Source organism: Streptomyces flaveus (genome assembly GCF_014647675.1).
Lineage (GTDB): Bacteria > Actinomycetota > Actinomycetes > Streptomycetales > Streptomycetaceae > Streptomyces > Streptomyces flaveus.
Window position 1 is genome coordinate 694,608 of the sequence record NZ_BMPQ01000001.1, and the last position, 20,806, is coordinate 715,413.

Here is a 20,806-nt window from a genome sequence, read left to right on the forward strand (position 1 = left end):
GCACCCCCATTACGCTCGGATCCGTATCCACCACCCCGCAAGGAGACCGAACCGAGATGAGCGAGCGACTCCAGCCCGGCGACACCGCCCCCGCCTTCACCCTGCCCGACGCCGACGGCAACGAGGTCTCCCTGGCCGCCCACAAAGGCCGCAAGGTCATCGTCTACTTCTACCCCGCCGCCCTCACCCCCGGCTGCACCAAGCAGGCCTGCGACTTCACGGACAACCTCGACGTCCTGGCGGGCGCCGGCTACGACGTCATCGGCATCTCCCCCGACAAGCCGGAAAAGCTGGCCAAGTTCCGCGAGAAGGAGTCCCTGAAGGTCACGCTCCTGGCCGACCCTGACAAGACCGTCACCGAGTCCTACGGCGCCTACGGCGAGAAGAAGAACTACGGCAAGACGTACATGGGCGTCATCCGCTCCACGGTGATCGTGGACGAGGAGGGCAAGGTCGAACGGGCGCTGTACAACGTGCGGGCGACCGGCCATGTCGCCAAGATCATCAAGGATTTGGGGATCTGAGGCGCCTGCCTACTTTTGCGCGAGTTCTGCGCGAGCGGCCCGTACCGGTGAGATCCGGTACGGGCCGTTCTGTATTTCGTTGTACATTTCGAGCGTGACTGTCCGATTAGCGGTTCGTTACTCCGTACGAGGCCACGAACGGGTGGCCGGAACGGAGGGGAACGGTGCCAGTCAGTCCGTACACCAGGGAGCGCCTGGAGGAGGCGGCGAGTTCGTCGCGGACGTTGTCGGAGGCGTTGGGGAAGTTGGGGGTGGACCCGAAGAGTTCGACGCGACGGTACGTCCACGGGCGCATGAAGAAGCTGGGCGTGGACACTTCGCACTTCGAACGCGAAGGTGCACGGTGGACGAGAGAGATCCTCGAGGCTGCGGTCTCTGCCTCGACGAACATGTGCGAGGTGCTGCGCCATCTTGGGCTCGAGGTCGTAGGGGGCCACCACACGCACATCAGCCGCCGGATCAAGGCGTTCGGCATCGACACCTCGCACTTCCAGGTACCGACGCAGCGTGGGAAGCCCTGGCGGCCTCGGACGCCGGACGCCCTGCTCGTCGAGCAGGAGCCCGCCAATGCCCGACGCATCCACAGCGATCGGCTCAGGTGGGCGATGACGACTGTGGGCGTACCCGAGCGATGCGATCTTTGCGGCATGGAAGCGGTCTGGCGAGGTCAACGGCTCCCCCTGGAGGTCGACCACATCGACGGCAACTGGCGCGACAACCGCATCGAGAACCTTCGGTTCCTCTGCCCCAACTGCCACTCGACGACAGGCAGTTACCGTGGACGCGGCAAGGGGCGCACCAAGGGCGGCGCTTCATGAGCAGTGGCGTGCAGTACACCCGCGAGCGGCTGGCACAGGCAGCCGAGCAGTGCTCCGATCTCGACGAAGTCATCGCCTTCTTCGGCGCCCAGCCTTACGGCAAGCTCCGTCAGTACCTCGCGAGGCGCTTCACCCACTTCGGGATCGACATCTCGCACTTCCATCACTCCGGCAAGCCACCCCGGCCCACACCCGACGAGTTGCGTACGGCGGTTGCGGAGTCGATCTCCATCGCAGGGGTGCTTCGCAGCCTGGGGCGTCCCGACACTGGCACGCAACGCAAGCTGTTGCGTCAATGGATCGCTGAAGAGCAACTCACGACCAAGCATTTCTTGGGACAGGCACACAATCGAGGGAAGCCTGGTGTCGTCCCTCTCAGGCGTCCTGAGGAGATTCTGGTCGAGCACGACGGCGAGCGCCGAACAAGGACCCATCTGATACGTCGCGCGCTTTGTGAAATCGGGGTACCCGAGGAGTGCGCCGAGTGCGGGGTCGGTCCCGAGTGGCTCGGCAAGCCCATGACCCTGGAGGTCGATCACATCAACGGGGACTGGCGCGATGATCGGCGCGAGAACCTGCGGTTGCTGTGCCCCAACTGTCATGCAATCACCAGTACCTGGTGCCGAGGTGGCCGTCGACGTTCCTCTCAAGCGAATGCCGCATGACCGGTAACATGGCCGTGCACGCGGCCGTGGCGGAACTGGCCTACGCGCAACACTTAGGATGTTGTGGGAGAAATCCCTTGAGGGTTCGAGTCCCTCCGGCCGCACGCCTTTGATTCGAAGGTCCACCTGGAATCAGGTGGACCTTCGTCGTCAGCCCACCAGCTCCCGCAACACCGGCACCAGCCCCCGAAACGCCTTCCCCCGATGGCTGATCTCGTTCTTCTCTTCGGGAGTGAGCTCCGCACACGTCCGCGTATCCCCGTCCGGCTGCAGGATCGGGTCGTAGCCGAAGCCGTGGGTGCCGGCTGGCTCGCGGCGGAGGGTGCCGCGGAGGCGACCCTCGACCACGCGTTCCGTTCCGTCCGGCAGGGCCAGCGCCGCGGCGCAGGTGAAGTGGGCGGCGCGGTGTGGGTCGGGGATGTCGCTGAGCTGGTCGAGGAGGAGGGTGAGGTTGGCGCGGTCGTCGCCGTGGGAGCCGGACCAGCGGGCGGAGAAGATGCCGGGGGCGCCGCCGAGTACGTCGACGCAGAGGCCGGAGTCGTCGGCGACGGCGGGGTGGCCGGTGGCCTGGGCGAGGGCGTGGGCCTTGAGGAGGGCGTTCTCGGCGAAGGTGACGCCGGTTTCCTTGACGTCGGGGATGTCGGGGTAGGCGTCCGCGCAGTCCAGTTCGTAGTGGAGGTCTGCGGCGGCGAGGATCGCCTTGAGCTCGGTGAGCTTTCCGTGGTTGCGGGTGGCGAGGATCAGGCGGGTCATGGCTCTCACAGTAGTCACGTCGCCGGTGGGGGGCGCCTCTCGTTCAGGGCGCCCCCCGGCTCCGTAACCCCTGGATCACGTAACTCCTGGATCATCTACGAGGTGCAGACCTTGGTCAGTTCGCCGGCGGCGTCCGTCACCGGGCTGACGTCCGGTGTCTCGTCGCCGTTCTTGATGGAGTCGCGGACGTTGGTGACGGCTGCCTGGAGGTCGTCGACCGCCTTGTTGACGTCGGTGTCCTCGGTCTTGTCGCCGATCTCGTTGAGGTTCTTGTCGATGGAGTCGAGCGCTTCGCTGGTCTGCGTCGGGTCGTTCGCCGCGTTTTCGACGGCCTGTTGGAGTTCGGTGACGCTCTCGGCGATGGCGTCGGCGGTCCTGGCGCAGTCCAGCGCCTTGTTGACGGCGTCGCAGCCGGTGGTGAGCCCGGCGGTCAGCGCGACGGCTGCCACTGCGGCGGCGATGGTGGTACTGCGACGTCGCGGGCGTCGACTCGCGGCCATGGAACGGTCCTCCCGTTGCTTCAGGCCCTCGAGGGCCCTGTGTGGTGCGGCGGGGGCGTACGGCGGTGTGCCGTACGCCCGTACTGGTAGGGACGCGGGGGCCGCTGCCGTGGTTGCCCGTGGCGCTGCGGCTCCTCTTGGCGCGGAGTTGGCGCGTCCTTTACGGTCCTTTACCTTTCGAGGACCGTATCAAGCGCCTTGCGCTGTACGACAGCTAGTTCTGTGCAGCCCGAAACGGCAAGGTCGAGCAGGGAGTTGAGTTCTTCGCGGGCGAAGGGTTCGGCTTCGGCGGTGCCTTGTACCTCGACGAAGCGGCCGTCGCCGGTGCAGACGACGTTCATGTCGGTGTCGGCGCGTACGTCTTCCTCGTAGCAGAGGTCGAGGAGGGGTACGCCGCCGACGATGCCGACGGATACGGCGCTGACGGTGCCGGTGAGGGGCTGGCGGCTGGGCCTGAGGATTTTTTTGGTGCGGGCCCAGGTGATGGCGTCGGCGAGGGCGACGTAGGCGCCGGTGATGGCGGCGGTGCGGGTGCCGCCGTCGGCCTGGAGTACGTCGCAGTCGAGGACGATGGTGTTCTCGCCGAGTTGCTTGTAGTCGATGACTGCGCGCAGGGAGCGGCCGATGAGGCGGCTGATCTCGTGGGTACGGCCGCCGATCTTGCCGCGTACGGATTCGCGGTCGCCGCGGGTGTTGGTGGCGCGGGGCAGCATGGAGTACTCGGCGGTGACCCAGCCTTCGCCGCTGCCTTTGCGCCAGCGCGGGACGCCTTCGGTGACGGAGGCGGTGCAGAAGACCTTGGTGTCGCCGAAGGAGATGAGGACGGAGCCTTCGGCGTGCTTGCTCCAGCCGCGCTCGATGGTGATGGGGCGGAGCTGCTCGGGCGTGCGGCCGTCGATTCGTGACATGGCGACGAGCCTAGCCTTTTCCCGAGACCGCTCAGGTGCTCACATCATGTCTTCGATGTCCGCCGCGATGGGGTCGGCGTCCGTGCCGATGACGACCTGGATGGCGTTGCCCATCTTGACGACGCCGTGTGCGCCGGCGGCCTTCAGGGCGGCCTCGTTGACCAGGCTTGCGTCGACGACCTCGGTGCGGAGGCGGGTGATGCAGCCTTCGATCTCTTCGATGTTGTCGATGCCGCCGAGCCCGGCGACGATCTTCTCAGCCTTGGTGGCCATGTCCTTCTCCCTGATCCGGTTCGTTGCGCCGTTGTGCCGTTGTGCCGTTGTGCCGTTGTGCCGCTGTGCCGCGTTGCCTGGTTGACGCTGTGCCGCAGTAACGCACAGGTCTACACCAGTTTGCAACGGCCGCCAAGCGCGGGGTTGGCGAGGGTTGGCGAGAAACGAAAGTGCGGGTTCCTTATCTTCCCTTCACCGTGCTACAACAGGTCTACACCACTGAGTGGTGTAGACCAGGCGGCCGATGGATCATGGGTCGCTCCCATGTCGCTCCCGTACAGAGACGCCACCGTTCCCCAGGAGGAAGTTGTGTCCACGGCCAGCGCCGCTCCCGCGGCCGACAAGAAGAAGGGCTCCGGCGCGATGGCTGTCATGCAGCGCATCGGCCGCAGCCTGATGCTGCCGGTCGCCGTCCTGCCCGCGGCCGCGCTCCTGGTGCGCCTCGGCAACACCGACATGCTCGGCCGCGAGTCGTTCCCGGCATTCCTTACCAAGATCGCCGGCTTTATGTCGGCGGGCGGCAACGCGATCCTCGACAACATGGCACTGCTGTTCGCGGTGGGTATCGCGATCGGTTTCGCCAAGAAGTCGGACGGCTCGACCGCGCTCGCGGCCGTCGTCGGCTACCTGGTCTTCAAGAACGTACTGGCCACGTTCACCGACAAGAATCTGCCGCAGGTCGCGGAGGTCGTCGACGGCAAGATCGTGATGGTGGACGCGCCCGTGGACGCCAAGGTCCTCGGCGGTGTGGTGATGGGCATCGTCGTCGCCCTGCTGTACCAGAAGTTCTACCGGACCAAGCTGCCGGACTGGGCGGGCTTCTTCGGCGGCCGGCGCCTCGTGCCGATCCTCTCCGCCTTCGCGGGCCTCGTCATCGGCATCGTTTTCGGCTACATCTGGCCGGTCCTCGGTACGGCGCTGCACAACTTCGGTGAGTGGCTGGTCGGTTCGGGCGCCGTCGGCGCGGGGATCTTCGGTGTCGCCAACCGTGCGCTGATCCCGGTCGGCATGCACCACCTGCTGAACTCCTTCCCGTGGTTCCAGGCCGGCGAGTACGAGGGCAAGAGCGGTGACATCGCGCGCTTCCTGGCCGGTGACCCGAGCGCCGGGCAGTTCATGACCGGCTTCTTCCCGATCATGATGTTCGCGCTCCCGGCCGCCTGCCTGGCGATCGTGCACTGTGCCCGTCCCGAGCGCCGCAAGGTCGTCGGCGGCATGATGGTCTCGCTGGCGCTGACGTCGTTCGTCACCGGTGTCACCGAGCCGATCGAGTTCACGTTCATGTTCATCGCGCCGGTCCTGTACGCCATCCACGCCGTCCTCACCGGCGTCTCCATGGCGCTGACCTGGGCGCTGGGCATGAAGGACGGCTTCGGCTTCTCGGCGGGCGCGGTCGACTTCTTCCTGAACCTCGGGATCGCGACGAATCCGTGGGGCCTGGTCCTGGTGGGTTTGTGCTTCGCGGCGGTCTACTACGTGGTCTTCCGCTTCGCGATCACCAAGTTCAATCTGCCGACTCCGGGGCGCGAGTCGGACGAGGAACTGGCGGAACTGCAGAAGGCGGAGGCCAAGTAGGCCTCAAGCTGCCCTCTGCCCGTACGTACGAGAAGGCCCCCGGAAGAGAGACTCCGGGGGCCTTCTCGTACGTACGGGCTCTAGATCTCGTACGTCACTCGCGGCGCCGCCACTTCCACCGGGCCCGTGTACGTCTCGCGGGCGTCCGCGAGGTTGACCTGGGGGTCCGTCCACGGCGGGATGTGGGTGAGGACGAGGCGGCGGGCGGCGGCGCGGGCGGCGATCTCGCCCGCCTCGCGGCCGTTGAGGTGCAGGTCCGGGATGCACTCCTTGCCGTGGGTGAACGCGGCCTCGCACAGGAACAGGTCGGCGTCCCGGGCGAGTTCGACGAGCGGGTCGCATACGCCCGTGTCCCCGGAGTACGTGAGCGTCCGGCCGCCGTGCTCGATGCGGATGCCGTACGCCTCCACCGGGTGGCTCACCTTCTCCGTGTGCACCGAGAAGGGGCCGATCTCGAAGGAGCCCGGCTTGACCGTGTGGAAGTCGAAGACCTCGCTCATGGAGGAGGCGCTGGGGGTGTCGGCGTAGGCGGTGGTGAGGCGGTGCTCGGTGCCCTCGGGTCCGTAGACCGGGATGGGGGCGGCGCGGCCGCCGTCGTGCCGGTAGTAGCGCGCCACGAAGTAGGCGCACATGTCGATGCAGTGGTCGGCGTGCAGATGGCTGAGGTAGATCGCGTCGAGGTCGTAGAGACCGCAGTGGCGCTGCAGCTCGCCGAGGGCACCGTTGCCCATGTCGAGAAGCAGCCGGAAGCCGTCGGCCTCGACGAGGTAGCTCGAGCAGGCCGATTCCGCGGACGGGAACGACCCCGAGCAGCCGACGACGGTGAGCTTCATAAAGCAGAAACCTCCGCTGGCGGGGAGTGAAGTCGGGGGTCGTGCGGTCCGTCGAGCGTAAGGCGCAAAACCTCCGGTCGCTCCTCCGTAAGGGGGTCTTGTGGGCGAACTCACCTGCGGCGTCACTGATTCGGGGGTGGTTCGCCCCCGCCGCCCTTACCCGTCCCATACCAAGGGGCTCCGCCCCTGGACCCCGCTGGGGGCTGCGCCCCCAGACCCCCGCATCGGCCTGAACGGCCTCGTCCTCAAACGCCGGGCGGGCTGAAATCAGCCCGCCCAACCCCTACGCCCAGAGCTGCCCCTGCAACCGCTCGATCGCCTCCTCGGTCGTCGCCGCCGTGTAGACGCCCGTCGACAGGTACTTCCAGCCGCCGTCGGCGACGACGAAGACGATGTCGGCGGTCTCGTCGGCCTTCACCGCCTTCCTGCCCACGCCGATCGCGGCGTGCAGTGCGGCCCCCGTGGAGACGCCCGCGAAGATCCCCTCCTGCTGCAACAGCTCCCGCGTGCGCGTCACCGCGTCGGCGGAGCCGACCGAGAAGCGGGTGGTGAGGACGGAGGCGTCGTACAGCTCGGGGACGAAGCCCTCGTCGAGGTTGCGCAGGCCGTACACGAGGTCGTCGTAGCGTGGCTCGGCCGCGACGATCTTGATGTCCGGCTTGTGTTCGCGCAGGAAACGGCCGACGCCCATCAGCGTGCCCGTCGTCCCCAGGCCCGCCACGAAGTGGGTGACGGAGGGGAGGTCGGCGAGGATCTCGGGGCCCGTGGTGGCGTAGTGGGCGCCCGCGTTGTCGGGGTTGCCGTACTGGTAGAGCATCACCCAGTCCGGGTGCTCGGCCGACAGCTCCTTGGCCACGCGTACGGCCGTGTTGGAGCCCCCGGCCGCCGGGGACGGGATGATCTCGGCGCCCCACATGGCCAGCAGGTCCCGGCGCTCCTGCGAGGTGTTCTCGGGCATGACGCAGACGATGCGGTAGCCCTTGAGCTTGGCGGCCATGGCGAGGGAGATGCCGGTGTTGCCGCTCGTCGGTTCGAGGATCGTGCAGCCGGGCGTGAGGCGGCCGTCCTTCTCCGCCTGCTCGATCATGTGCAGGGCGGGGCGGTCCTTGACCGAGCCGGTCGGGTTGCGGTCCTCGAGCTTCGCCCAGATGCGGACGTCGGCGGACGGCGAGAGCCGCGGCAGGCGCACCAGGGGGGTGTTGCCCACCGCGGCCAGCGGGGAGTCGTAGCGCATCAGGGATCAGAGCCCGGTCAGACCATGCCGCCGGCTACGGCCGGCAGAATCGTCACGTTGTCGCCGTCGGTCAGCTTGGTGTTGATGCCGTCGAGGAAGCGGACGTCCTCGTCGTTGAGGTAGACGTTCACGAAGCGGCGCAGTTCGCCTGCGTCCACGATGCGAGCCTGGATGCCCGAGTGGCGGGTCTCGAGGTCGGCGAACAGATCGGTGAGGGTGTCCCCGTTGCCCTCCACCGCCTTCTGGCCGTCGGTGTACTGGCGGAGGATGGTGGGGATGCGGACCTCGATGGCCATGGTTGCGGGCTCCTGTCGGAAGAAGTCAGGTCGGTGGGCGCGCGGCAGCGCGGAAAAGCAGGGTGGTACGCGATAGACCGCGCCGCGGCTCTCACAGCCGTACGGCGGCAGGCGGCATCAACAGATGGCGCTGGCGAGCCTGCACAGGTCGACGTGCAGCCGCGCCACGAGCAGCATGCCCGGCGTCTTGTCGCTCACGTCGTGGAAAACCATGGGCACATCGTATCGATTCCCGGTCCGGGTTCTGGAATGTGATCTCGCATCGTGGATGATTTCTGCCCGCATCGCGGGATCAGTAGGCCTGTACGACCTTGACCTCCTCCTCCGTGACCTCGCCCTCGACGATCCGGTACGAGCGGAACTGGAAGTCGCCGAGCCCGTCGGTGTCGGCGGTGGACACCAGCACGTAGTGGGCGCCGGGCTCGTTGGCGTACGAGATGTCGGTGCGGGACGGGTACGCCTCGGTGGCCGTGTGGGAGTGGTAGATGACGACCGGTTCCTCGTCGCGGTCGTCCATCTCGCGGTACAGCTTGAGCAGATCGCCGGAGTCGAACTCGTAGAACGTGGGCGACATGGCCGCGTTCAGCATGGGGATGAACCGCTCGGGGCGGTCCGAACCCGCCGGGCCCGCGATGACGCCGCACGCCTCGTCGGGGTGGTCCTGGCGCGCGTGCGCGACGATCTGGTCGGCGAGGGCCTGGGTGATGGTGAGCATGCTGGTCAGGATAAGCAGCAGAGCAGCCCCGTACCGAGGAGTGGTACGAGGCTGCCCACATGCTGGACGATAGTTCAGCTGACCTTGGTCTTTTCGGGCTCCGGGTCGCGGCGCTCGGTGACCTCCGGGTTGCGGGACTTCAGCACGAGCCAGCCGATGCCGAGGGCGGCCGCCCAGCCGGCCATGACGTAGAGGCTGACGCGGGCCTCGTGGTCGTAGGCGATGAGGCCGGTGACGAAGAGGAGGAAGACGATGGCGATCCAGCTGCCCGTCGCACCGCCCGGCGCCGGGAAGGAGGAGGCGGGCAGGCGGCCCGCGTCGACCGCGCGGCGGTAGCGGACGTGGCTGATCAGGATCATCAGCCAGGTCCAGATGCCGGCCCCGGTGGCGACGGAGACGACGTACTCGAAGGCCTTCTCGGGGACGATGTAGTTCAGGACGACACCGATGCCCATGAAGATCACCGAGAGGCCGATCGCGAGCGCGGGCGTCTTGCTGGCGGACAGCTTGTTGAAGGCCTTGGGGGCCTCGCCGCTGTCGGCCAGGGTGCGCAGCATGCGGCCCGTGGAGTACATGCCGGAGTTGCAGGAGGACAGGGCCGCGGTCAGCACGACGAAGTTGACGATGCCGGCGCCGGCCGGGATGCCGATGACCGCGAAGGCCTTCACGAAGGGGCTGACGCCCTCCGAGAATTCCGTCCACTTCACCACGCAGAGGATGACGGTGAGGGCACCGACGTAGAAGAGCGCGATGCGCCAGGGCAGGGTGTTGATCGCCTTGGGGAGGGTCTTCTCGGGGTTCTCGGACTCACCGGCGGTGACGCCGACCAGTTCGACGGCGAGGTAGGCGAACATCACGCCCTGGAGGGTCATCAGGGACGAGCCGATGCCCTTGGGGAAGAAGCCGTCGAAGGCCCAGAGGTTGGAGACGGCCGCGGTGTCGCCGGCGGCGCTGAAGCCGAAGGTGAGGACGCCGAGGCCGATCACGATCATGCCGATGATCGCGGTGACCTTGATCATGGAGAACCAGAACTCGATCTCGCCGAACAGCTTCACCGAGATCAGGTTCGCCACGAACAGGACGACCAGGAAGACGAGCGCGGAGACCCACTGCGGGATCTCCGGGAACCAGTAGTTGATGTAGATCGCGGCGGCGGTCAGCTCCGCCATGCCGGTGACGACCCACAGCAGCCAGTACGTCCAGCCGGTGAAATAGCCGAAGAACGGGCCGAGGAACTCGCGGGAGTACTCCGCGAAGGAGCCCGAGACCGGGCGGTAGAGCAGGAGCTCGCCGAGCGCCCGCATGATGAAGAAGATGATGACGCCGGCGACGGCGTACATCAGGATGAGGCTTGGTCCCGCCTTGGCGATGTTCGCCCCGGCGTTGAGGAAGAGCCCGACGCCGATGGCGCCGCCGATCGCGATCATCTGGACCTGACGGCTGCCGAGCCCGCGTTCGTACCCCTCCTCGGGTACATGCTCAGTGTCGACCTGCGCTGAGGTCATGAGTGGTGCGCCTTTCTCCAGACGTACAGGTGGGGGTCTGCCGCGCGGTCGTGAAGATTTATCACGGCCGCCACTTTGATCACCTGTACATCATGTGACGCAGCGCACACGGAGAAGCGGGCAAAGCGCGCCTGGAAAGGCATAGGGGTCGAGCACGGTGACGTGATCGTTATCCGGATTTGAGCGTCTACTGAGCGAACACGGAATCATCACATCTCGGGGCATATGCGCCCCGCATCTCACGGCATGAGCGTTTCGACGAGCGTCTCCTGGAGTCCGCCCAGCCACAGATACGCCATCACCATCGGCTTGCGCGGATCGTCGTCCGGCAGCCGGTAGAGGAGGTCGGTGTCCTCCTCCTCGATGACGTCGAGCCGGGAGCCGATCGCGAGCCGCAGGTCGTTGAGGGCGCCCAGCCACTGCTGGGACTCCTCCGTCGACAGCTTGAGCACCGCTCCGCCCTTGCCGGCCGAGGCGAGCGCGTCCAGGGAGTGGATCACCGTGAGCGCGTTGTCGCGCTTGCCCGCGCGCAGGTCGTTCTCGGTGAAGCGGCGGAACTCCGAGGAGTACTGGCGCTGTTCCTCGGCCTGCTCGGGCGAGGTGGCCTCGACGTCGGGGCCGCTGTAGGCGTCGGGGAAGAGGCGTTGCAGCACGGGGTCGGCGGGCGGCTCGCTGGGGCCCTCCGAGAACAGCTCGGCGAGCGGGTCGTCGCTGGCGTCCTCCGCGGGTCCGGGACCGATGAGCTCCAGGAGCTGAACCGCCAGGGAGCGGATGATGGAGATCTCGACCTCGTCGAGGGCGACGGCCGCGCCGCCGCCGGGGAGCGGTTCGAATTGTCCTGGCATGGAGTGAGTTCGCTACTTCCGGTCCTGCTGGAGGGTGGCCCACAGACCGTAACCGTGCATGGCCTGCACATCGCGCTCCATCTCCTCGCGGGTCCCGCTGGAGACGACGGCACGGCCCTTGTGGTGGACGTCGAGCATGAGCTTGGTGGCCTTGTCCTTCGAGTAGCCGAAGTACGTCTGGAAAACGTACGTCACATAGCTCATGAGGTTGACCGGGTCGTTGTGGACGATCGTGACCCAGGGGACATCCGGCTCGGGTACGACGAAGACCTCCTCGGCTGACTCGGTCTTTTCGGTCTCTAGAGGTGCGGGAGCCGTCACGTGGCCCATGCTGCCACCAGAAGGGGGCACCGGGCCAAACGGGCCTCTCCGGATCCACACGATCCACCGGATACGAGAAATCGTCAGAGTGACGAGATCTGGGGTAATATCTCCTGCCATGAACACTGCGGACCTAGGGCTGCCGGTGGACGTCCCGTCCACAGCACTCTTCACCGATCACTACGAGCTGACCATGCTGCAGGGCGCCCTCGAAGGCGGCACTGCCGAGCGGCATTCGGTCTTCGAGGTCTTCACGCGCCGGCTGCCTGAGGGACGGCGCTACGGAGTCGTCGCGGGTACCGGGCGAGTCCTTGACGCGGTCGAGAACTTCCGGTTCGACGCGGACGTCCTCGGCTTCCTGCGCGAGCGCCGCGTCGTGGACGAACCGACCCTGGAGTGGCTGTCCTCGTACCGTTTCAGCGGCGACGTGTGGGGCTACCCCGAGGGCGAGGTCTACTTCCCCGGCTCGCCGATCCTGCGTGTGGAGGGCACGTTCGCCCAGTGCGTGCTCCTGGAGACGGTGATCCTCTCGATCCTCAACCACGACTCGGCGATCGCTGCCGCCGCCTCCCGGATGGCCTCGGCCGCGGGCGAACGGCCACTGATCGAGATGGGCGCCCGGCGCACCCATGAGCTGGCCGCCGTGGCCGCCTCGCGCGCGGCGTACGTCGGCGGCTTCACGACCACCTCGGACCTGGCCGCCGGCTTCCGCTACGGCATCCCCACCGTCGGCACCAGCGCCCACGCCTTCACGCTCCTGCACGACAGCGAGCGGGACGCCTTCCAGGCCCAGGTGCACTCGCTGGGCCGGGGTACGACACTGCTCGTGGACACGTACGACGTGGCCGAAGCCGTACGGACGGCCGTCGAGATCGCCGGGCCCGAGCTGGGCGCCGTGCGCATCGACTCCGGTGATCTGCTGCTGGTGGCGCACCGGGTGCGGCAGCAGCTCGACGAGCTGGGCGCCGTCGACACGAAGATCACCGTGACCTCGGACCTGGACGAGTACGCGATCGCCTCGCTGGCCGCGGCGCCCGTGGACGCGTACGGGGTGGGCACCCAGCTGGTGACGGGATCCGGCCATCCGACGTGTTCGATGGTCTACAAGCTGGTCGCCCGTGCCCAGTCGGCGGATCCGAAGGCTCCGCTCGTGCCGGTGGCGAAGAAGTCGACGGGCGGCAAGACGTCCATCGGTGGCCGGAAGTGGGCCGCGCGGCGGCTCGACGAGGAAGGGGTCGCCGAGGCCGAGGTGATCGGCACGGGCGCCGTCCCGGCGGAGCTGGCGGACCGTCAGTTGCTGGTCGAGCTGATAAAGGGCGGCCAGGTCGTCGCCCGCGAGCCCCTGGACGTCGTACGCGACCGGCATGCGGCGGCCCGCGCCAACCTGCCGCTGTCCGCGACCCAGCTGTCCCGGGGAGAAGCGGTGATCCCGACCGAATACGTCTGAGTACGCCCGCGTACGCCCGACGAATACGCCCGGGTACGCCCGTTCACGTCCGCCGAAAGCGAAGCCGGGGACCGCGGGCACCCGGGAAACAGCTCCGGACAGGCTTGCCCCGAAGGGGCATGAATGAGCGGGGAGCGGGCAATGCAACCGCAACACCCGCGCCCCTCAAGGGGGAAGGACACCGACCATGCGCCGCGCCTTGATCGTCGTCGACGTGCAGAACGACTTCTGTGAGGGAGGCAGCCTCGCGGTGCCCGGAGGGGCGGACGTGGCCGCCGCGGTCACGGAGCTGATCGGGCAGGCGCCCGCCGGCTACCGCCATGTCGTGGCCACCCGCGACCATCACATCAACCCGGGCGACCACTTCTCCGAGAACCCCGACTACGCCCACTCCTGGCCCGGGCACTGCGTGGCGGGCACGGAGGGCGTGGGCTTCCACCCGAACTTCGCCCCGGCGGTCGCCTCCGGCGCGATCGACGCGGTCTTCGACAAGGGCGCGTACGCGGCGGCGTACAGCGGCTTCGAGGGCGCCGACGAGAACGGCGTCACGCTGGCGGACTGGCTGCGCACCCGCGAGATCACCGACATCGACGTGGTCGGCATAGCCACCGACCACTGCGTCCGCGCCACCGCACTGGACGCGGCCCGCGAGGGCTTCCGTACGACCGTGCTGCTCGACCTCACGGCCGGGGTGGCCGAGGAGACCACTGAGCGGGCTCTGGAGGAGCTGCGCGAGGCGGGTGTGGAGCTCGCAGGGAAGCCCGTGGTGTAGCGGCCTCGGGGGCCTGGGCGGGGGGTTGAGCGGGGACGGGAGCCTGCGTGGGTACGGAAGCCTGCGTGGGAGCGGGAGCCTGTGTGGGGGCCGTGCGCCGCTTCAGGGCGCGGATCGGGCGCCACAGCTCCGGGGTGGTGGCAGTGGCGGTGGCGTCTCCGACGGGGGGCGTGCGCCATATGAGGCCGTCGGGATGGTGCAGGACCGCGGTGATCTCGTCCGGCGTCGGCGGCTCGGAGTTGCTCCGCAGATACACCGCCCGCATGCCGAGGTTGCGCACCCGCGTCAGCGCGCGGGCCCGGTTCTGGGCGTGCACGAGAACGCGTACGCAACCGGTGCCGCCCATGGCGGAAGGGGTGGGCAGGTTCAACGCCACCACCACGCTGCCGTTCGGCAGTTTGCAGAAACCTCCTGCGGCCACGTCACACCCCCGTGAGAAAAAGTGTCAATAAGAGAACCACAGGACGCACCTAAACACGATCGGCCGCGACCCGCCAGAGGGCCGCGGTCGATCATGCTCTGACCTGCAAAGACACCGTTCACTTCGTCGCGGCCGAGACCTTCGCCGTGATCGTCGAGCCGTCACGGGACTCCTTCACGATCGCGATCTTGATGTCGGTGTCAGTTACTGCGGTACGCGACACCCCGAGTTGGTGTACCGCTCAACCGGCGCGCCGGACCGTCCAGTTGGTGGACTCCATGACTCCGTGCGCCCCCTGTGCACCGGCACCGTGGGTTAGGTCACGCTTACCGCTCGTTCCACTCGGGCAGACAGCCGAATAGAGTCGGCTGGCGGCGCGCTGGGAATTCAGCGGATTGCCAAGCCGACACCCCTTGTCGGCACCCCTGACTCGTATCTGCAACCTCCCCCTTGGCGAGAGGCACGGGGGGAGACCCCCGACCCGAGGAATGCTCATGCCTCGTCCGACCGCCGCACAGCTCACCTACGGCTCATGCACCGTGATCTTCTCCACGCTCGCCATGCTGCTGCTGTCACAGACGAGTTCGGGCCCGGGAATCGCGGTGATCGCGCTCTCCGCACTCGCACTCGGCCTCCTCGTGGCCCTGACGGTTCCCGTCCCGAAGAAGCCGGCACCCATTGCCACGTCCGTCGCCCGGGAGCGTGTCGCCGAATCCGTACCGGTGGCCAGCGGCAGCGAGCGCTGACCAACCTCCTCACCCGGTGCTGACCACCACGGTCTTCGCCGGCTTGTCGTGCAGGCCCTGCTTGTAGGGCTTGTCGAAGAAGCTCCAGCCACCCGTGATCGCGGTCCAGATGCACGCGCAGCAGAACGCGAACGGCAACCACAGGACCAGCGCGCGGATCAACGAGGTCTGCCAGGAGGGCGTCGAGCCGTCGTTCAGGTTCGCCACCCGCATGTGGAACAGCTTCTTGCCGAGGGTCTGCCCGGACTTGGCGGTCAGGACGGTGTCGTACGCGACGTAGAGCACCGCGGCGATCACGGACTGGCCGACGGAATCGCTGTACTCGATGTTCCCGCTGTCCACGTCGTAGTCGGTGGCACCGAACGCCCACGCCACCAGCCACACCACGGCACCCACCAGGATCATGTCGATGATCCGCGCCAGTACGCGCTTGGGGCTGTCGCCGAGGGGCGGCATCCCGGCGAGGGGCTCGTTGCCGTACGGGCCGCCGCCGTAGGGGTCGCCCGCGTACGGCGGGGGTGTGGTGTCCCCGCCCTCCGAGCCCTCTGACGGAGTGCCGTACGGAGAGCCGCCGCCCTCGCCGGGTGGCGGCTCACGCTTCTTGAACGGATCGTCTTCCGGGGGAGGCGGCGGCTCGGTCGTCATACTTCGAGTCGACCGCGAACCCTCCGGCGGCGCAATGGGCGGGGAGCCGTCCGGGGCACGGCTCGTACGCCGGTCCGCTGCTCAGCCTGCTGGTCAGCCCGCCACGAACGTGTGCGCCGCCTTGTCGTGCCAGCACTGGCGCCACGGGCGGTCGAACAGGCCCCACAGGACACCCAGCACACCGATGCCGAGCAGTCCGGGCACGCTGTAGACGAGCCAGCGGCGCAGGGCCATGCCGAACGACGGGGGCTCGCCGCCCTCGATGTCCCGCACCTGGATACCGCACAGCTTCTTGCCGAGCGTACGGCCCCACTTGGCGGTGGGCAGCGCCTCGTAGAGGACGCCGAAGATCAGCAGGACGGCGAGGACGATGCCGAGGTAGGCGCCCGTGGTGCCGTCCAGCAGCCAGACCGTGACGGTCTCGCCGGACAGCTTGGCCGCATCGATCTTGTCGTTGACGTGGTCGAGGGCCCTGATGCCCAGCGGCACGGCAGCCGCGCCCGTGACGGCACCCAGCACGAGCGAGTCCACGAGCCGGGCGGCCAGCCGCTTGCCGAGCCCGGCGGGACGCGCGGAGGCCTGCGCCCGGGCGGCGGCCTGGAAGGGGTCCTCGGACACCGGCTTCCAGGGGACGACGGGCGGCTCGCTCTCGGGCCCGGCGAGACGGTGCACCTGCTGAGCCCAGGAGGGCTGTCCACCGCCGACGCCCGCGGCCATGGGCGTGGACTGCTCGGGTGCGGAGGGCGCGGAGGGGGAGGAAGGCGTGGAGGGAGGGGCTGGGGAACTCATGGACTGGGCGGGCACGGCGGGGGTCTGGGTACCGGCGGACGCTGCGGTGGCGCCCTGGGAGAGGCCCGCGCGGGCGGCGGCTGTGCCTCCCGCGGTCGAGCCCCTTGCCGCTGCGCCTCCCGCGGTGGGGCCGGGGGCCTGGGGATCGCGCAGCTGCCTCTGCCGCGGAGTGACGGCCCGGAACGCCATCGTGCCCTCGGTAGCAAGAGGGTTACGGGCGCTGGGGACACCGGAGGCTCCGGCCCTGGGCTGAGGCGAGTCGGCCTGGGACGAGCCGGACGGCTCCTCCTCCGACCCCGGGGTCGGCTTCACCCGCCCCGTCGGCCTGCGGAAGCCCACCGTGCCGCCGGAAGCCGGAGGCCGGGCGTCCCGGGGCTTGTCCTCGATCCGGTCCTCGGCCCTGGGCGCGCGGAACGTGACCGTACCGTCGGCGTGCTCGGACCTGCCCTCGGGCTGGGCCGGCTCGGACGGTACGCGCGGATCGGCGGGAGAACCCCAGGAGACCCGGCGGTCCTGTTCACCCCCGAAACCGGTCTGCCGGGAGCGGTCGGCGCCCCACGCGGTCGCGGGCTCGGGGCGGCTGCCGTGCTGGGCCTCGGCGGGCGAGGGGGCCGCGGCGGGCGGGTCCTCGTCGAAGAAGTGCGGGCCCGTCTCCTCCATGGGGGCGGGGCCGGTGGAGGTGGGACCCGCGGCGGCCGGGGCGGAGCGGCCGGCGGGTGGTACCGGTAGCGATTCGCCGTCGGAGGGCGCCGGTCGGCTGGTGCCCGGTACCCATGAGGCACCGTTCCAGTACCGGACATATCCAGGAATGGACGGGTCCGGGTAATACCCTTCGCGGGGCCTGTCGTCGCCAGCGGCCGGGGTTGGGGCGCTCATGTCCGTCGTCCCGTATCTGCTCGGGGGTCGTGTGGGGCATCCACATCTATCAGACCGGAGCAAGAGTCACGTCCGGTCCGCCAGTACCTACCCCGTTCGGGCAAGGTTCCGCTACGTCTTCCCGAATACCGGACTGAGGACGGGTTGGTGACGGACCACTGAAAACGGACTGAGGACGGGGGCGGATAACGGGCCGGTACCGAGCGGGTACCGAGCAGATACCGGCGAAGGGACTTCCCCGAATACACGTAATGCTCCGCGCCCCGCCCCGTCTCCACTCGTACGGGCCCGCCCCCAGGCCCCGAACGAAAGGAAACGGACGACATGCACACCGTGGTGGAACGCGAGCTCGACATGGAACTCGTCCTGTCGCCGGAGCGCAGCATCCCCGTACCGGCGCGGCTCAGCTACCGCAGCGACGACCCGTACGCCGTCCACTTCACCTTCCACGTCGGCTCCGAACTCTCCGTGAACTGGACGTTCGCCCGGGAACTCCTCGTCGAGGGCATCCTCCGGCCGTGCGGGCACGGCGATGTGCGGGTGCGGCCGGTGAAGGCGGGCAGACGCGGCGTCATCCTGATCGCGCTGAGTTCACCCGGCGGAGACGCCCTGCTGGAGGCGTCGGCGGCCGAGGTCTCCGACTGGCTGGAACTCACCCTGCGGGCGGTCCCGGAGGGCTCCGAGGGCGAGCGGCTCGGTATCGAGGACGGACTGGTCGAGCTGTTCAGAAGACCTTGCCAGGGTTGAGGATGCCCAGCGGGTCGAAGGCCGCCTTGATCGCGCGCTGCATCTCCACGCCCACCGGGCCGATCTCGCGGGCCAGCCATTCCTTCTTCAGGACGCCCACGCCGTGTTCACCGGTGATCGTGCCGCCGAGTTCCAGGCCGAGGGCCATGATCTCGTCGAAGGACTCGCGGGCGCGGCGGGACTCGTCGGGGTCGCCGGCGTCGAAGCAGACGGTGGGGTGGGTGTTGCCGTCGCCGGCGTGCGCGACGACCCCGATGGTCAGCTGGTGCTTCTCGGCGATCCGCTCGACGCCTTCGATCAGGTCGCCGAGCCGCGAGCGCGGTACGCACACGTCGTCGATCATCGTCGTGCCCTTGACCGCTTCGAGCGCGGTGAGGGACAGGCGGCGTGCCTGGAGCAGGAGTTCCGACTCGGCCGCGTCGTCCGCCGGTACGACCTGGGTGGCTCCCGCGGCCTCGCACAGGGCGCCGACCGCGGCGAGGTCGGCGGACGGGTCCGGGGTGTCGAAGGCGGCGAGGAGCAGGGCTTCGGTGGTCTCGGGGAGGCCCATGTTCGACAGGTCGTTGACGGCCTTCACCGTCGTACGGTCCATCAGTTCGAGGAGGGACGGCACGTGCCCTCCCGCCATGATCCGGCATACGGCGTCACAGGCGGCGGACGCGGACGCGAACTCGGCGGCCAGCACCAGCTGCTGGGGAGGCTGCGGCTTGAGGGCGAGTGTCGCCCGTACGACGATGCCGAGCGAACCCTCCGAACCGACGATGAGGCGGGTGAGGTCGTACCCGGCGACACCCTTCGCCGTGCGGCGGCCGGTGGACATGAGACGGCCGTCGGCGAGGACGACGTCCAGGCCGAGGACGTACTCGGCGGTGACTCCGTACTTCACACAGCACAGGCCGCCGGAGGCCGTGCCGATGTTGCCGCCGATCGTGCACATCTCCCAGCTGGAGGGGTCGGGAGGGTAGTACAGGCCGTGTTCGTTCACGGCGCGGGAGAGTGTGGCGTTGATGACGCCGGGTTCGACGACGGCGATCCGGTCGACGGGGCTGATCTCGAGGATACGGTCCATCTTGATCAGGGACAGCACGATGCAGCCGTCGGAGGCGTTGGCGCCGCCCGACAGTCCGGTGCGGGCGCCCTGCGGGACGACCGGCACGCGCAGCTCCGTGGCGATGCGCATGACGTGCTGGACCTCTTCGACGGTCCGCGGCAGCACGACGACGGCGGGGGTGCCGGCCTCGCAGAAGCTGGCCATGTCGTTGGCGTACGAGACCGTGACGTCCGGGTCGGTCAGGACCACGTCGGCCGGCAGTCCCGCGAGCAGACGGTCGAGAAGGTTCCCCGTCGCTTCGTCGCGAGGGGCTTCGATACGGCTCATGATCACAGCGTCGCATCCGGGGGCGACGGTGTGAAGCCGTCTGCACGCGGGGCCGGCCGGCCAAGAGCCGGAACTAGAGGTTGCCCCGCTTCTCCTGCTCCCTCTCGATCGCCTCGAACAGGGCCTTGAAGTTGCCCTTGCCGAAGCCCATCGAGCCGTGGCGTTCGATGATCTCGAAGAAGACGGTCGGACGGTCCTGGACCGGCTTGGTGAAGATCTGCAGCAGATAGCCGTCCTCGTCGCGGTCGGCGAGGATCTTCAGTTCGCGGAGGGTGTCGACGGGAACGCGGGTGTCACCGACCCACTCCCCCAGCGTGTCGTAGTACGAGTCGGGCGTGGCCAGGAACTGGACTCCGGCCGCCCGCATGGTGCGTACCGTCTCGACGATGTCGTTCGTGTTCAGCGCGATGTGCTGGACGCCGGCGCCGCCGTAGAACTCCAGGTACTCGTCGATCTGGGACTTCTTCTTGGCGATGGCGGGCTCGTTGATCGGGAACTTGACCTTGAGCGTGCCGTCCGCGACGACCTTCGACATCAGCGCGCTGTACTCGGTCGCGATGTCGTCGCCCACGAACTCCTTCATGTTCGTGAAGCCCATGACCTTGTTGTAGAAGCCGACCCATTCGTTCATCCGGCCGAGCTCGACATTGCCGACGCAGTGGTCGATGGCCTGGAAGGTGCGGTGGGCGGGCGGCTCGACGATCGGGGCTGCGGTCACGAAGCCGGGCAGGTACGGGCCGTCGTATCCCGTCCGCTCGACGAGGGTGTGCCGGGTCTGCCCGTACGTGGCGATCGCCGCGAGTACGACGGTGCCGTGCTCGTCCTTCATCTCGTACGGCTCCTCGACCGAGCGGGCGCCGTGCTCGATCGCGTACGCGTACGCCCTGCGCGCGTCCGGGACCTCGATGGCGAGGTCGATCACGCCGTCGCCGTGCTCGGCCACATGCTCGGCGAGGAAGTGGCCCCAGGTGGTGGCGGGCTTGACGACGGAGGTGAGGACGAAGCGCGCTGAGCCGTTGGTCAGGACGTACGAGGCGGTCTCGCGGCTGCCGTTCTCCGGTCCGGAGTACGCGACGAGCTTCATGCCGAAGGCGGTGGAGTAGTAGTGCGCCGCCTGCTTGGCGTTGCCGACGGCGAAGACGACCGCGTCCATTCCCTTGACCGGGAACGGGTCTGCATCGCGCGCGGTACCAGGGGTGTGATGGATGGTCTCAGTCATG

Annotated in this window: 25 protein-coding genes, 1 tRNA gene and 1 pseudogene; 9 read left to right on the top strand and 18 right to left on the bottom strand. The window is 68.3% G+C overall.

Annotation, left to right across the window (positions count from 1 at the left end):
• Positions 1–56 precede the first annotated feature (56 nt).
• Positions 57–524 carry a thioredoxin-dependent thiol peroxidase gene (gene bcp / locus IEZ21_RS02915; protein ID WP_189320279.1) on the top strand — a complete coding sequence of 156 codons (468 nt, stop codon included), beginning with the start codon at positions 57–59 and terminating at the stop codon, positions 522–524.
• 106 nt (positions 525–630) lie between these two features.
• On the opposite strand, the gene IEZ21_RS47305 is transcribed toward bcp, so the two are convergent.
• Positions 631–840, bottom strand: coding sequence for a hypothetical protein (locus tag IEZ21_RS47305; RefSeq protein WP_246567249.1), 210 nt, complete (start codon positions 838–840; stop codon positions 631–633).
• Between IEZ21_RS47305 and IEZ21_RS02920 the strand changes: the two genes are divergently transcribed.
• From IEZ21_RS02920 to IEZ21_RS02930, 3 genes are all read left to right on the top strand, one after another.
• A complete protein-coding gene (locus tag IEZ21_RS02920) occupies positions 749–1,342 on the top strand; it encodes an HNH endonuclease signature motif containing protein (RefSeq protein WP_246567243.1) in 594 nt (197 codons plus the stop codon). The two genes, IEZ21_RS47305 and IEZ21_RS02920, sit on opposite strands and share 92 nt — an antisense overlap.
• The gene (locus IEZ21_RS02925; protein ID WP_189320281.1) at positions 1,339–2,007 is read left to right on the top strand and encodes an HNH endonuclease signature motif containing protein; all 669 of its coding nucleotides are present in this window, start codon (positions 1,339–1,341) and stop codon (positions 2,005–2,007) included. Before IEZ21_RS02920 ends, IEZ21_RS02925 begins: the two co-directional genes overlap by 4 nt.
• Before the next feature lie 20 nt (positions 2,008–2,027).
• Positions 2,028–2,111, top strand: a tRNA-Leu gene (locus tag IEZ21_RS02930).
• A 46-nt stretch (positions 2,112–2,157) separates the two neighbouring features.
• Here IEZ21_RS02930 and rdgB read toward each other — a convergent pair.
• From rdgB to IEZ21_RS02950, 4 genes are all read right to left on the bottom strand, one after another.
• Positions 2,158–2,760, bottom strand: coding sequence for an RdgB/HAM1 family non-canonical purine NTP pyrophosphatase (rdgB, locus tag IEZ21_RS02935; protein WP_189320282.1), 603 nt, complete (start codon positions 2,758–2,760; stop codon positions 2,158–2,160).
• Positions 2,761–2,855: 95 nt separating this feature from the next.
• Positions 2,856–3,260, bottom strand: coding sequence for a hypothetical protein (locus IEZ21_RS02940; RefSeq protein ID WP_189320283.1), 405 nt, complete (start codon positions 3,258–3,260; stop codon positions 2,856–2,858).
• A gap of 170 nt (positions 3,261–3,430) precedes the next feature.
• A complete protein-coding gene (rph, locus tag IEZ21_RS02945) occupies positions 3,431–4,168 on the bottom strand; it encodes a ribonuclease PH (protein ID WP_189320284.1) in 738 nt (245 codons plus the stop codon).
• A gap of 39 nt (positions 4,169–4,207) precedes the next feature.
• Complete coding sequence (locus tag IEZ21_RS02950; RefSeq protein WP_281399371.1) at positions 4,208–4,567, bottom strand: PTS sugar transporter subunit IIB; 360 nt, start codon at positions 4,565–4,567, stop codon at positions 4,208–4,210.
• Between the two features lie 183 nt (positions 4,568–4,750).
• On the opposite strand from IEZ21_RS02950, the gene IEZ21_RS02955 reads away from it, so the two are divergent.
• Positions 4,751–6,016, top strand: a complete 1,266-nt coding sequence (locus IEZ21_RS02955; RefSeq protein ID WP_189320285.1) for a PTS transporter subunit EIIC — start codon at positions 4,751–4,753, stop codon at positions 6,014–6,016.
• 80 nt (positions 6,017–6,096) lie between these two features.
• Here IEZ21_RS02955 and IEZ21_RS02960 read toward each other — a convergent pair whose 3' ends face one another.
• The 8 genes from IEZ21_RS02960 to clpS form a co-directional block, all read right to left on the bottom strand.
• Positions 6,097–6,849, bottom strand: a complete 753-nt coding sequence (locus IEZ21_RS02960; protein ID WP_033325897.1) for an MBL fold metallo-hydrolase — start codon at positions 6,847–6,849, stop codon at positions 6,097–6,099.
• Between the two features lie 283 nt (positions 6,850–7,132).
• Positions 7,133–8,083 carry a PLP-dependent cysteine synthase family protein gene (locus tag IEZ21_RS02965; protein WP_189320286.1) on the bottom strand — a complete coding sequence of 317 codons (951 nt, stop codon included), beginning with the start codon at positions 8,081–8,083 and terminating at the stop codon, positions 7,133–7,135.
• Between the two features lie 17 nt (positions 8,084–8,100).
• Positions 8,101–8,379 (bottom strand): MoaD/ThiS family protein, encoded by a 279-nt coding sequence (locus tag IEZ21_RS02970; RefSeq protein ID WP_033325899.1) that lies wholly within the window; start codon positions 8,377–8,379, stop codon positions 8,101–8,103.
• A 117-nt stretch (positions 8,380–8,496) separates the two neighbouring features.
• Positions 8,497–8,592 (bottom strand): putative leader peptide, encoded by a 96-nt coding sequence (locus IEZ21_RS48735; protein ID WP_020270288.1) that lies wholly within the window; start codon positions 8,590–8,592, stop codon positions 8,497–8,499.
• Between the two features lie 79 nt (positions 8,593–8,671).
• Entirely contained in the window at positions 8,672–9,094 is a 423-nt protein-coding gene (locus tag IEZ21_RS02975) for a M67 family metallopeptidase (protein ID WP_189320287.1), read from the bottom strand.
• 74 nt (positions 9,095–9,168) lie between these two features.
• A complete protein-coding gene (locus tag IEZ21_RS02980; protein WP_189320288.1) occupies positions 9,169–10,599 on the bottom strand; it encodes an amino acid permease in 1,431 nt (476 codons plus the stop codon).
• A 239-nt stretch (positions 10,600–10,838) separates the two neighbouring features.
• Positions 10,839–11,444, bottom strand: coding sequence for a DUF2017 domain-containing protein (locus IEZ21_RS02985; protein ID WP_189320289.1), 606 nt, complete (start codon positions 11,442–11,444; stop codon positions 10,839–10,841).
• Between the two features lie 12 nt (positions 11,445–11,456).
• Positions 11,457–11,774, bottom strand: coding sequence for an ATP-dependent Clp protease adapter ClpS (gene clpS / locus IEZ21_RS02990; protein ID WP_033325905.1), 318 nt, complete (start codon positions 11,772–11,774; stop codon positions 11,457–11,459).
• A gap of 109 nt (positions 11,775–11,883) precedes the next feature.
• Between clpS and IEZ21_RS02995 the strand changes: the two genes are divergently transcribed.
• Together IEZ21_RS02995 and IEZ21_RS03000 are read left to right on the top strand one after the other, a co-directional pair.
• A complete protein-coding gene (locus tag IEZ21_RS02995) occupies positions 11,884–13,212 on the top strand; it encodes a nicotinate phosphoribosyltransferase (RefSeq protein ID WP_189320290.1) in 1,329 nt (442 codons plus the stop codon).
• A 187-nt stretch (positions 13,213–13,399) separates the two neighbouring features.
• Positions 13,400–13,984, top strand: coding sequence for a nicotinamidase (locus IEZ21_RS03000; RefSeq protein WP_189320291.1), 585 nt, complete (start codon positions 13,400–13,402; stop codon positions 13,982–13,984).
• Positions 13,985–14,066: 82 nt separating this feature from the next.
• Here the strand turns inward: IEZ21_RS03000 and IEZ21_RS47310 are convergent.
• Positions 14,067–14,405, bottom strand: a pseudogene (locus IEZ21_RS47310) (hypothetical protein); the annotation flags it as partial.
• Positions 14,406–14,899: 494 nt separating this feature from the next.
• Between IEZ21_RS47310 and IEZ21_RS03005 the strand changes: the two are divergent.
• Positions 14,900–15,151 carry a hypothetical protein gene (locus IEZ21_RS03005; RefSeq protein WP_033325908.1) on the top strand — a complete coding sequence of 84 codons (252 nt, stop codon included), beginning with the start codon at positions 14,900–14,902 and terminating at the stop codon, positions 15,149–15,151.
• A 9-nt stretch (positions 15,152–15,160) separates the two neighbouring features.
• On the opposite strand, the gene IEZ21_RS03010 is transcribed toward IEZ21_RS03005, so the two are convergent.
• Both IEZ21_RS03010 and IEZ21_RS03015 read right to left on the bottom strand, forming a co-directional pair.
• Positions 15,161–15,796 carry an RDD family protein gene (locus IEZ21_RS03010; RefSeq protein ID WP_189320292.1) on the bottom strand — a complete coding sequence of 212 codons (636 nt, stop codon included), beginning with the start codon at positions 15,794–15,796 and terminating at the stop codon, positions 15,161–15,163.
• Positions 15,797–15,889: 93 nt separating this feature from the next.
• Positions 15,890–17,461, bottom strand: a complete 1,572-nt coding sequence (locus tag IEZ21_RS03015) for an RDD family protein (RefSeq protein WP_189320293.1) — start codon at positions 17,459–17,461, stop codon at positions 15,890–15,892.
• Between the two features lie 324 nt (positions 17,462–17,785).
• Between IEZ21_RS03015 and IEZ21_RS03020 the strand changes: the two genes are divergently transcribed.
• Entirely contained in the window at positions 17,786–18,208 is a 423-nt protein-coding gene (locus IEZ21_RS03020; RefSeq protein WP_189320294.1) for an SsgA family sporulation/cell division regulator, read from the top strand.
• On the opposite strand, the gene IEZ21_RS03025 is transcribed toward IEZ21_RS03020, so the two are convergent.
• Both IEZ21_RS03025 and hppD read right to left on the bottom strand, forming a co-directional pair.
• Positions 18,186–19,592 (bottom strand): FAD-binding oxidoreductase, encoded by a 1,407-nt coding sequence (locus tag IEZ21_RS03025; protein WP_189320295.1) that lies wholly within the window; start codon positions 19,590–19,592, stop codon positions 18,186–18,188. The two genes, IEZ21_RS03020 and IEZ21_RS03025, sit on opposite strands and share 23 nt — an antisense overlap.
• Before the next feature lie 67 nt (positions 19,593–19,659).
• Positions 19,660–20,805: a 4-hydroxyphenylpyruvate dioxygenase gene (gene hppD, locus IEZ21_RS03030; protein WP_189320296.1), complete on the bottom strand. Its 1,146-nt coding sequence runs from the start codon at positions 20,803–20,805 to the stop codon at positions 19,660–19,662.
• Position 20,806 lies beyond the last annotated feature (1 nt).

Excerpts from the sequence above, each read along its gene's own strand:
- bcp (WP_189320279.1), top strand. The coding sequence starts at position 57 with ATGAGCGAGCGACTCCAGCCCGGCGACACCGCCCCCGCCTTCACCCTG.
- IEZ21_RS02925 (WP_189320281.1), top strand. The coding sequence starts at position 1,339 with ATGAGCAGTGGCGTGCAGTACACCCGCGAGCGGCTGGCACAGGCAGCC.
- rdgB (WP_189320282.1), bottom strand. The coding sequence starts at position 2,760 with ATGACCCGCCTGATCCTCGCCACCCGCAACCACGGAAAGCTCACCGAG.
- IEZ21_RS02940 (WP_189320283.1), bottom strand. The coding sequence starts at position 3,260 with ATGGCCGCGAGTCGACGCCCGCGACGTCGCAGTACCACCATCGCCGCC.
- rph (WP_189320284.1), bottom strand. The coding sequence starts at position 4,168 with ATGTCACGAATCGACGGCCGCACGCCCGAGCAGCTCCGCCCCATCACC.
- IEZ21_RS02960 (WP_033325897.1), bottom strand. The coding sequence starts at position 6,849 with ATGAAGCTCACCGTCGTCGGCTGCTCGGGGTCGTTCCCGTCCGCGGAA.
- IEZ21_RS02965 (WP_189320286.1), bottom strand. The coding sequence starts at position 8,083 with ATGCGCTACGACTCCCCGCTGGCCGCGGTGGGCAACACCCCCCTGGTG.
- IEZ21_RS02970 (WP_033325899.1), bottom strand. The coding sequence starts at position 8,379 with ATGGCCATCGAGGTCCGCATCCCCACCATCCTCCGCCAGTACACCGAC.
- IEZ21_RS48735 (WP_020270288.1), bottom strand. The coding sequence starts at position 8,592 with ATGGTTTTCCACGACGTGAGCGACAAGACGCCGGGCATGCTGCTCGTG.
- IEZ21_RS02975 (WP_189320287.1), bottom strand. The coding sequence starts at position 9,094 with ATGCTCACCATCACCCAGGCCCTCGCCGACCAGATCGTCGCGCACGCG.
- IEZ21_RS02980 (WP_189320288.1), bottom strand. The coding sequence starts at position 10,599 with ATGACCTCAGCGCAGGTCGACACTGAGCATGTACCCGAGGAGGGGTAC.
- IEZ21_RS02985 (WP_189320289.1), bottom strand. The coding sequence starts at position 11,444 with ATGCCAGGACAATTCGAACCGCTCCCCGGCGGCGGCGCGGCCGTCGCC.
- clpS (WP_033325905.1), bottom strand. The coding sequence starts at position 11,774 with ATGGGCCACGTGACGGCTCCCGCACCTCTAGAGACCGAAAAGACCGAG.
- IEZ21_RS02995 (WP_189320290.1), top strand. The coding sequence starts at position 11,884 with ATGAACACTGCGGACCTAGGGCTGCCGGTGGACGTCCCGTCCACAGCA.
- IEZ21_RS03000 (WP_189320291.1), top strand. The coding sequence starts at position 13,400 with ATGCGCCGCGCCTTGATCGTCGTCGACGTGCAGAACGACTTCTGTGAG.
- IEZ21_RS03005 (WP_033325908.1), top strand. The coding sequence starts at position 14,900 with ATGCCTCGTCCGACCGCCGCACAGCTCACCTACGGCTCATGCACCGTG.
- IEZ21_RS03010 (WP_189320292.1), bottom strand. The coding sequence starts at position 15,796 with ATGACGACCGAGCCGCCGCCTCCCCCGGAAGACGATCCGTTCAAGAAG.
- IEZ21_RS03015 (WP_189320293.1), bottom strand. The coding sequence starts at position 17,461 with ATGAGCGCCCCAACCCCGGCCGCTGGCGACGACAGGCCCCGCGAAGGG.
- IEZ21_RS03020 (WP_189320294.1), top strand. The coding sequence starts at position 17,786 with ATGCACACCGTGGTGGAACGCGAGCTCGACATGGAACTCGTCCTGTCG.
- hppD (WP_189320296.1), bottom strand. The coding sequence starts at position 20,805 with ATGACTGAGACCATCCATCACACCCCTGGTACCGCGCGCGATGCAGAC.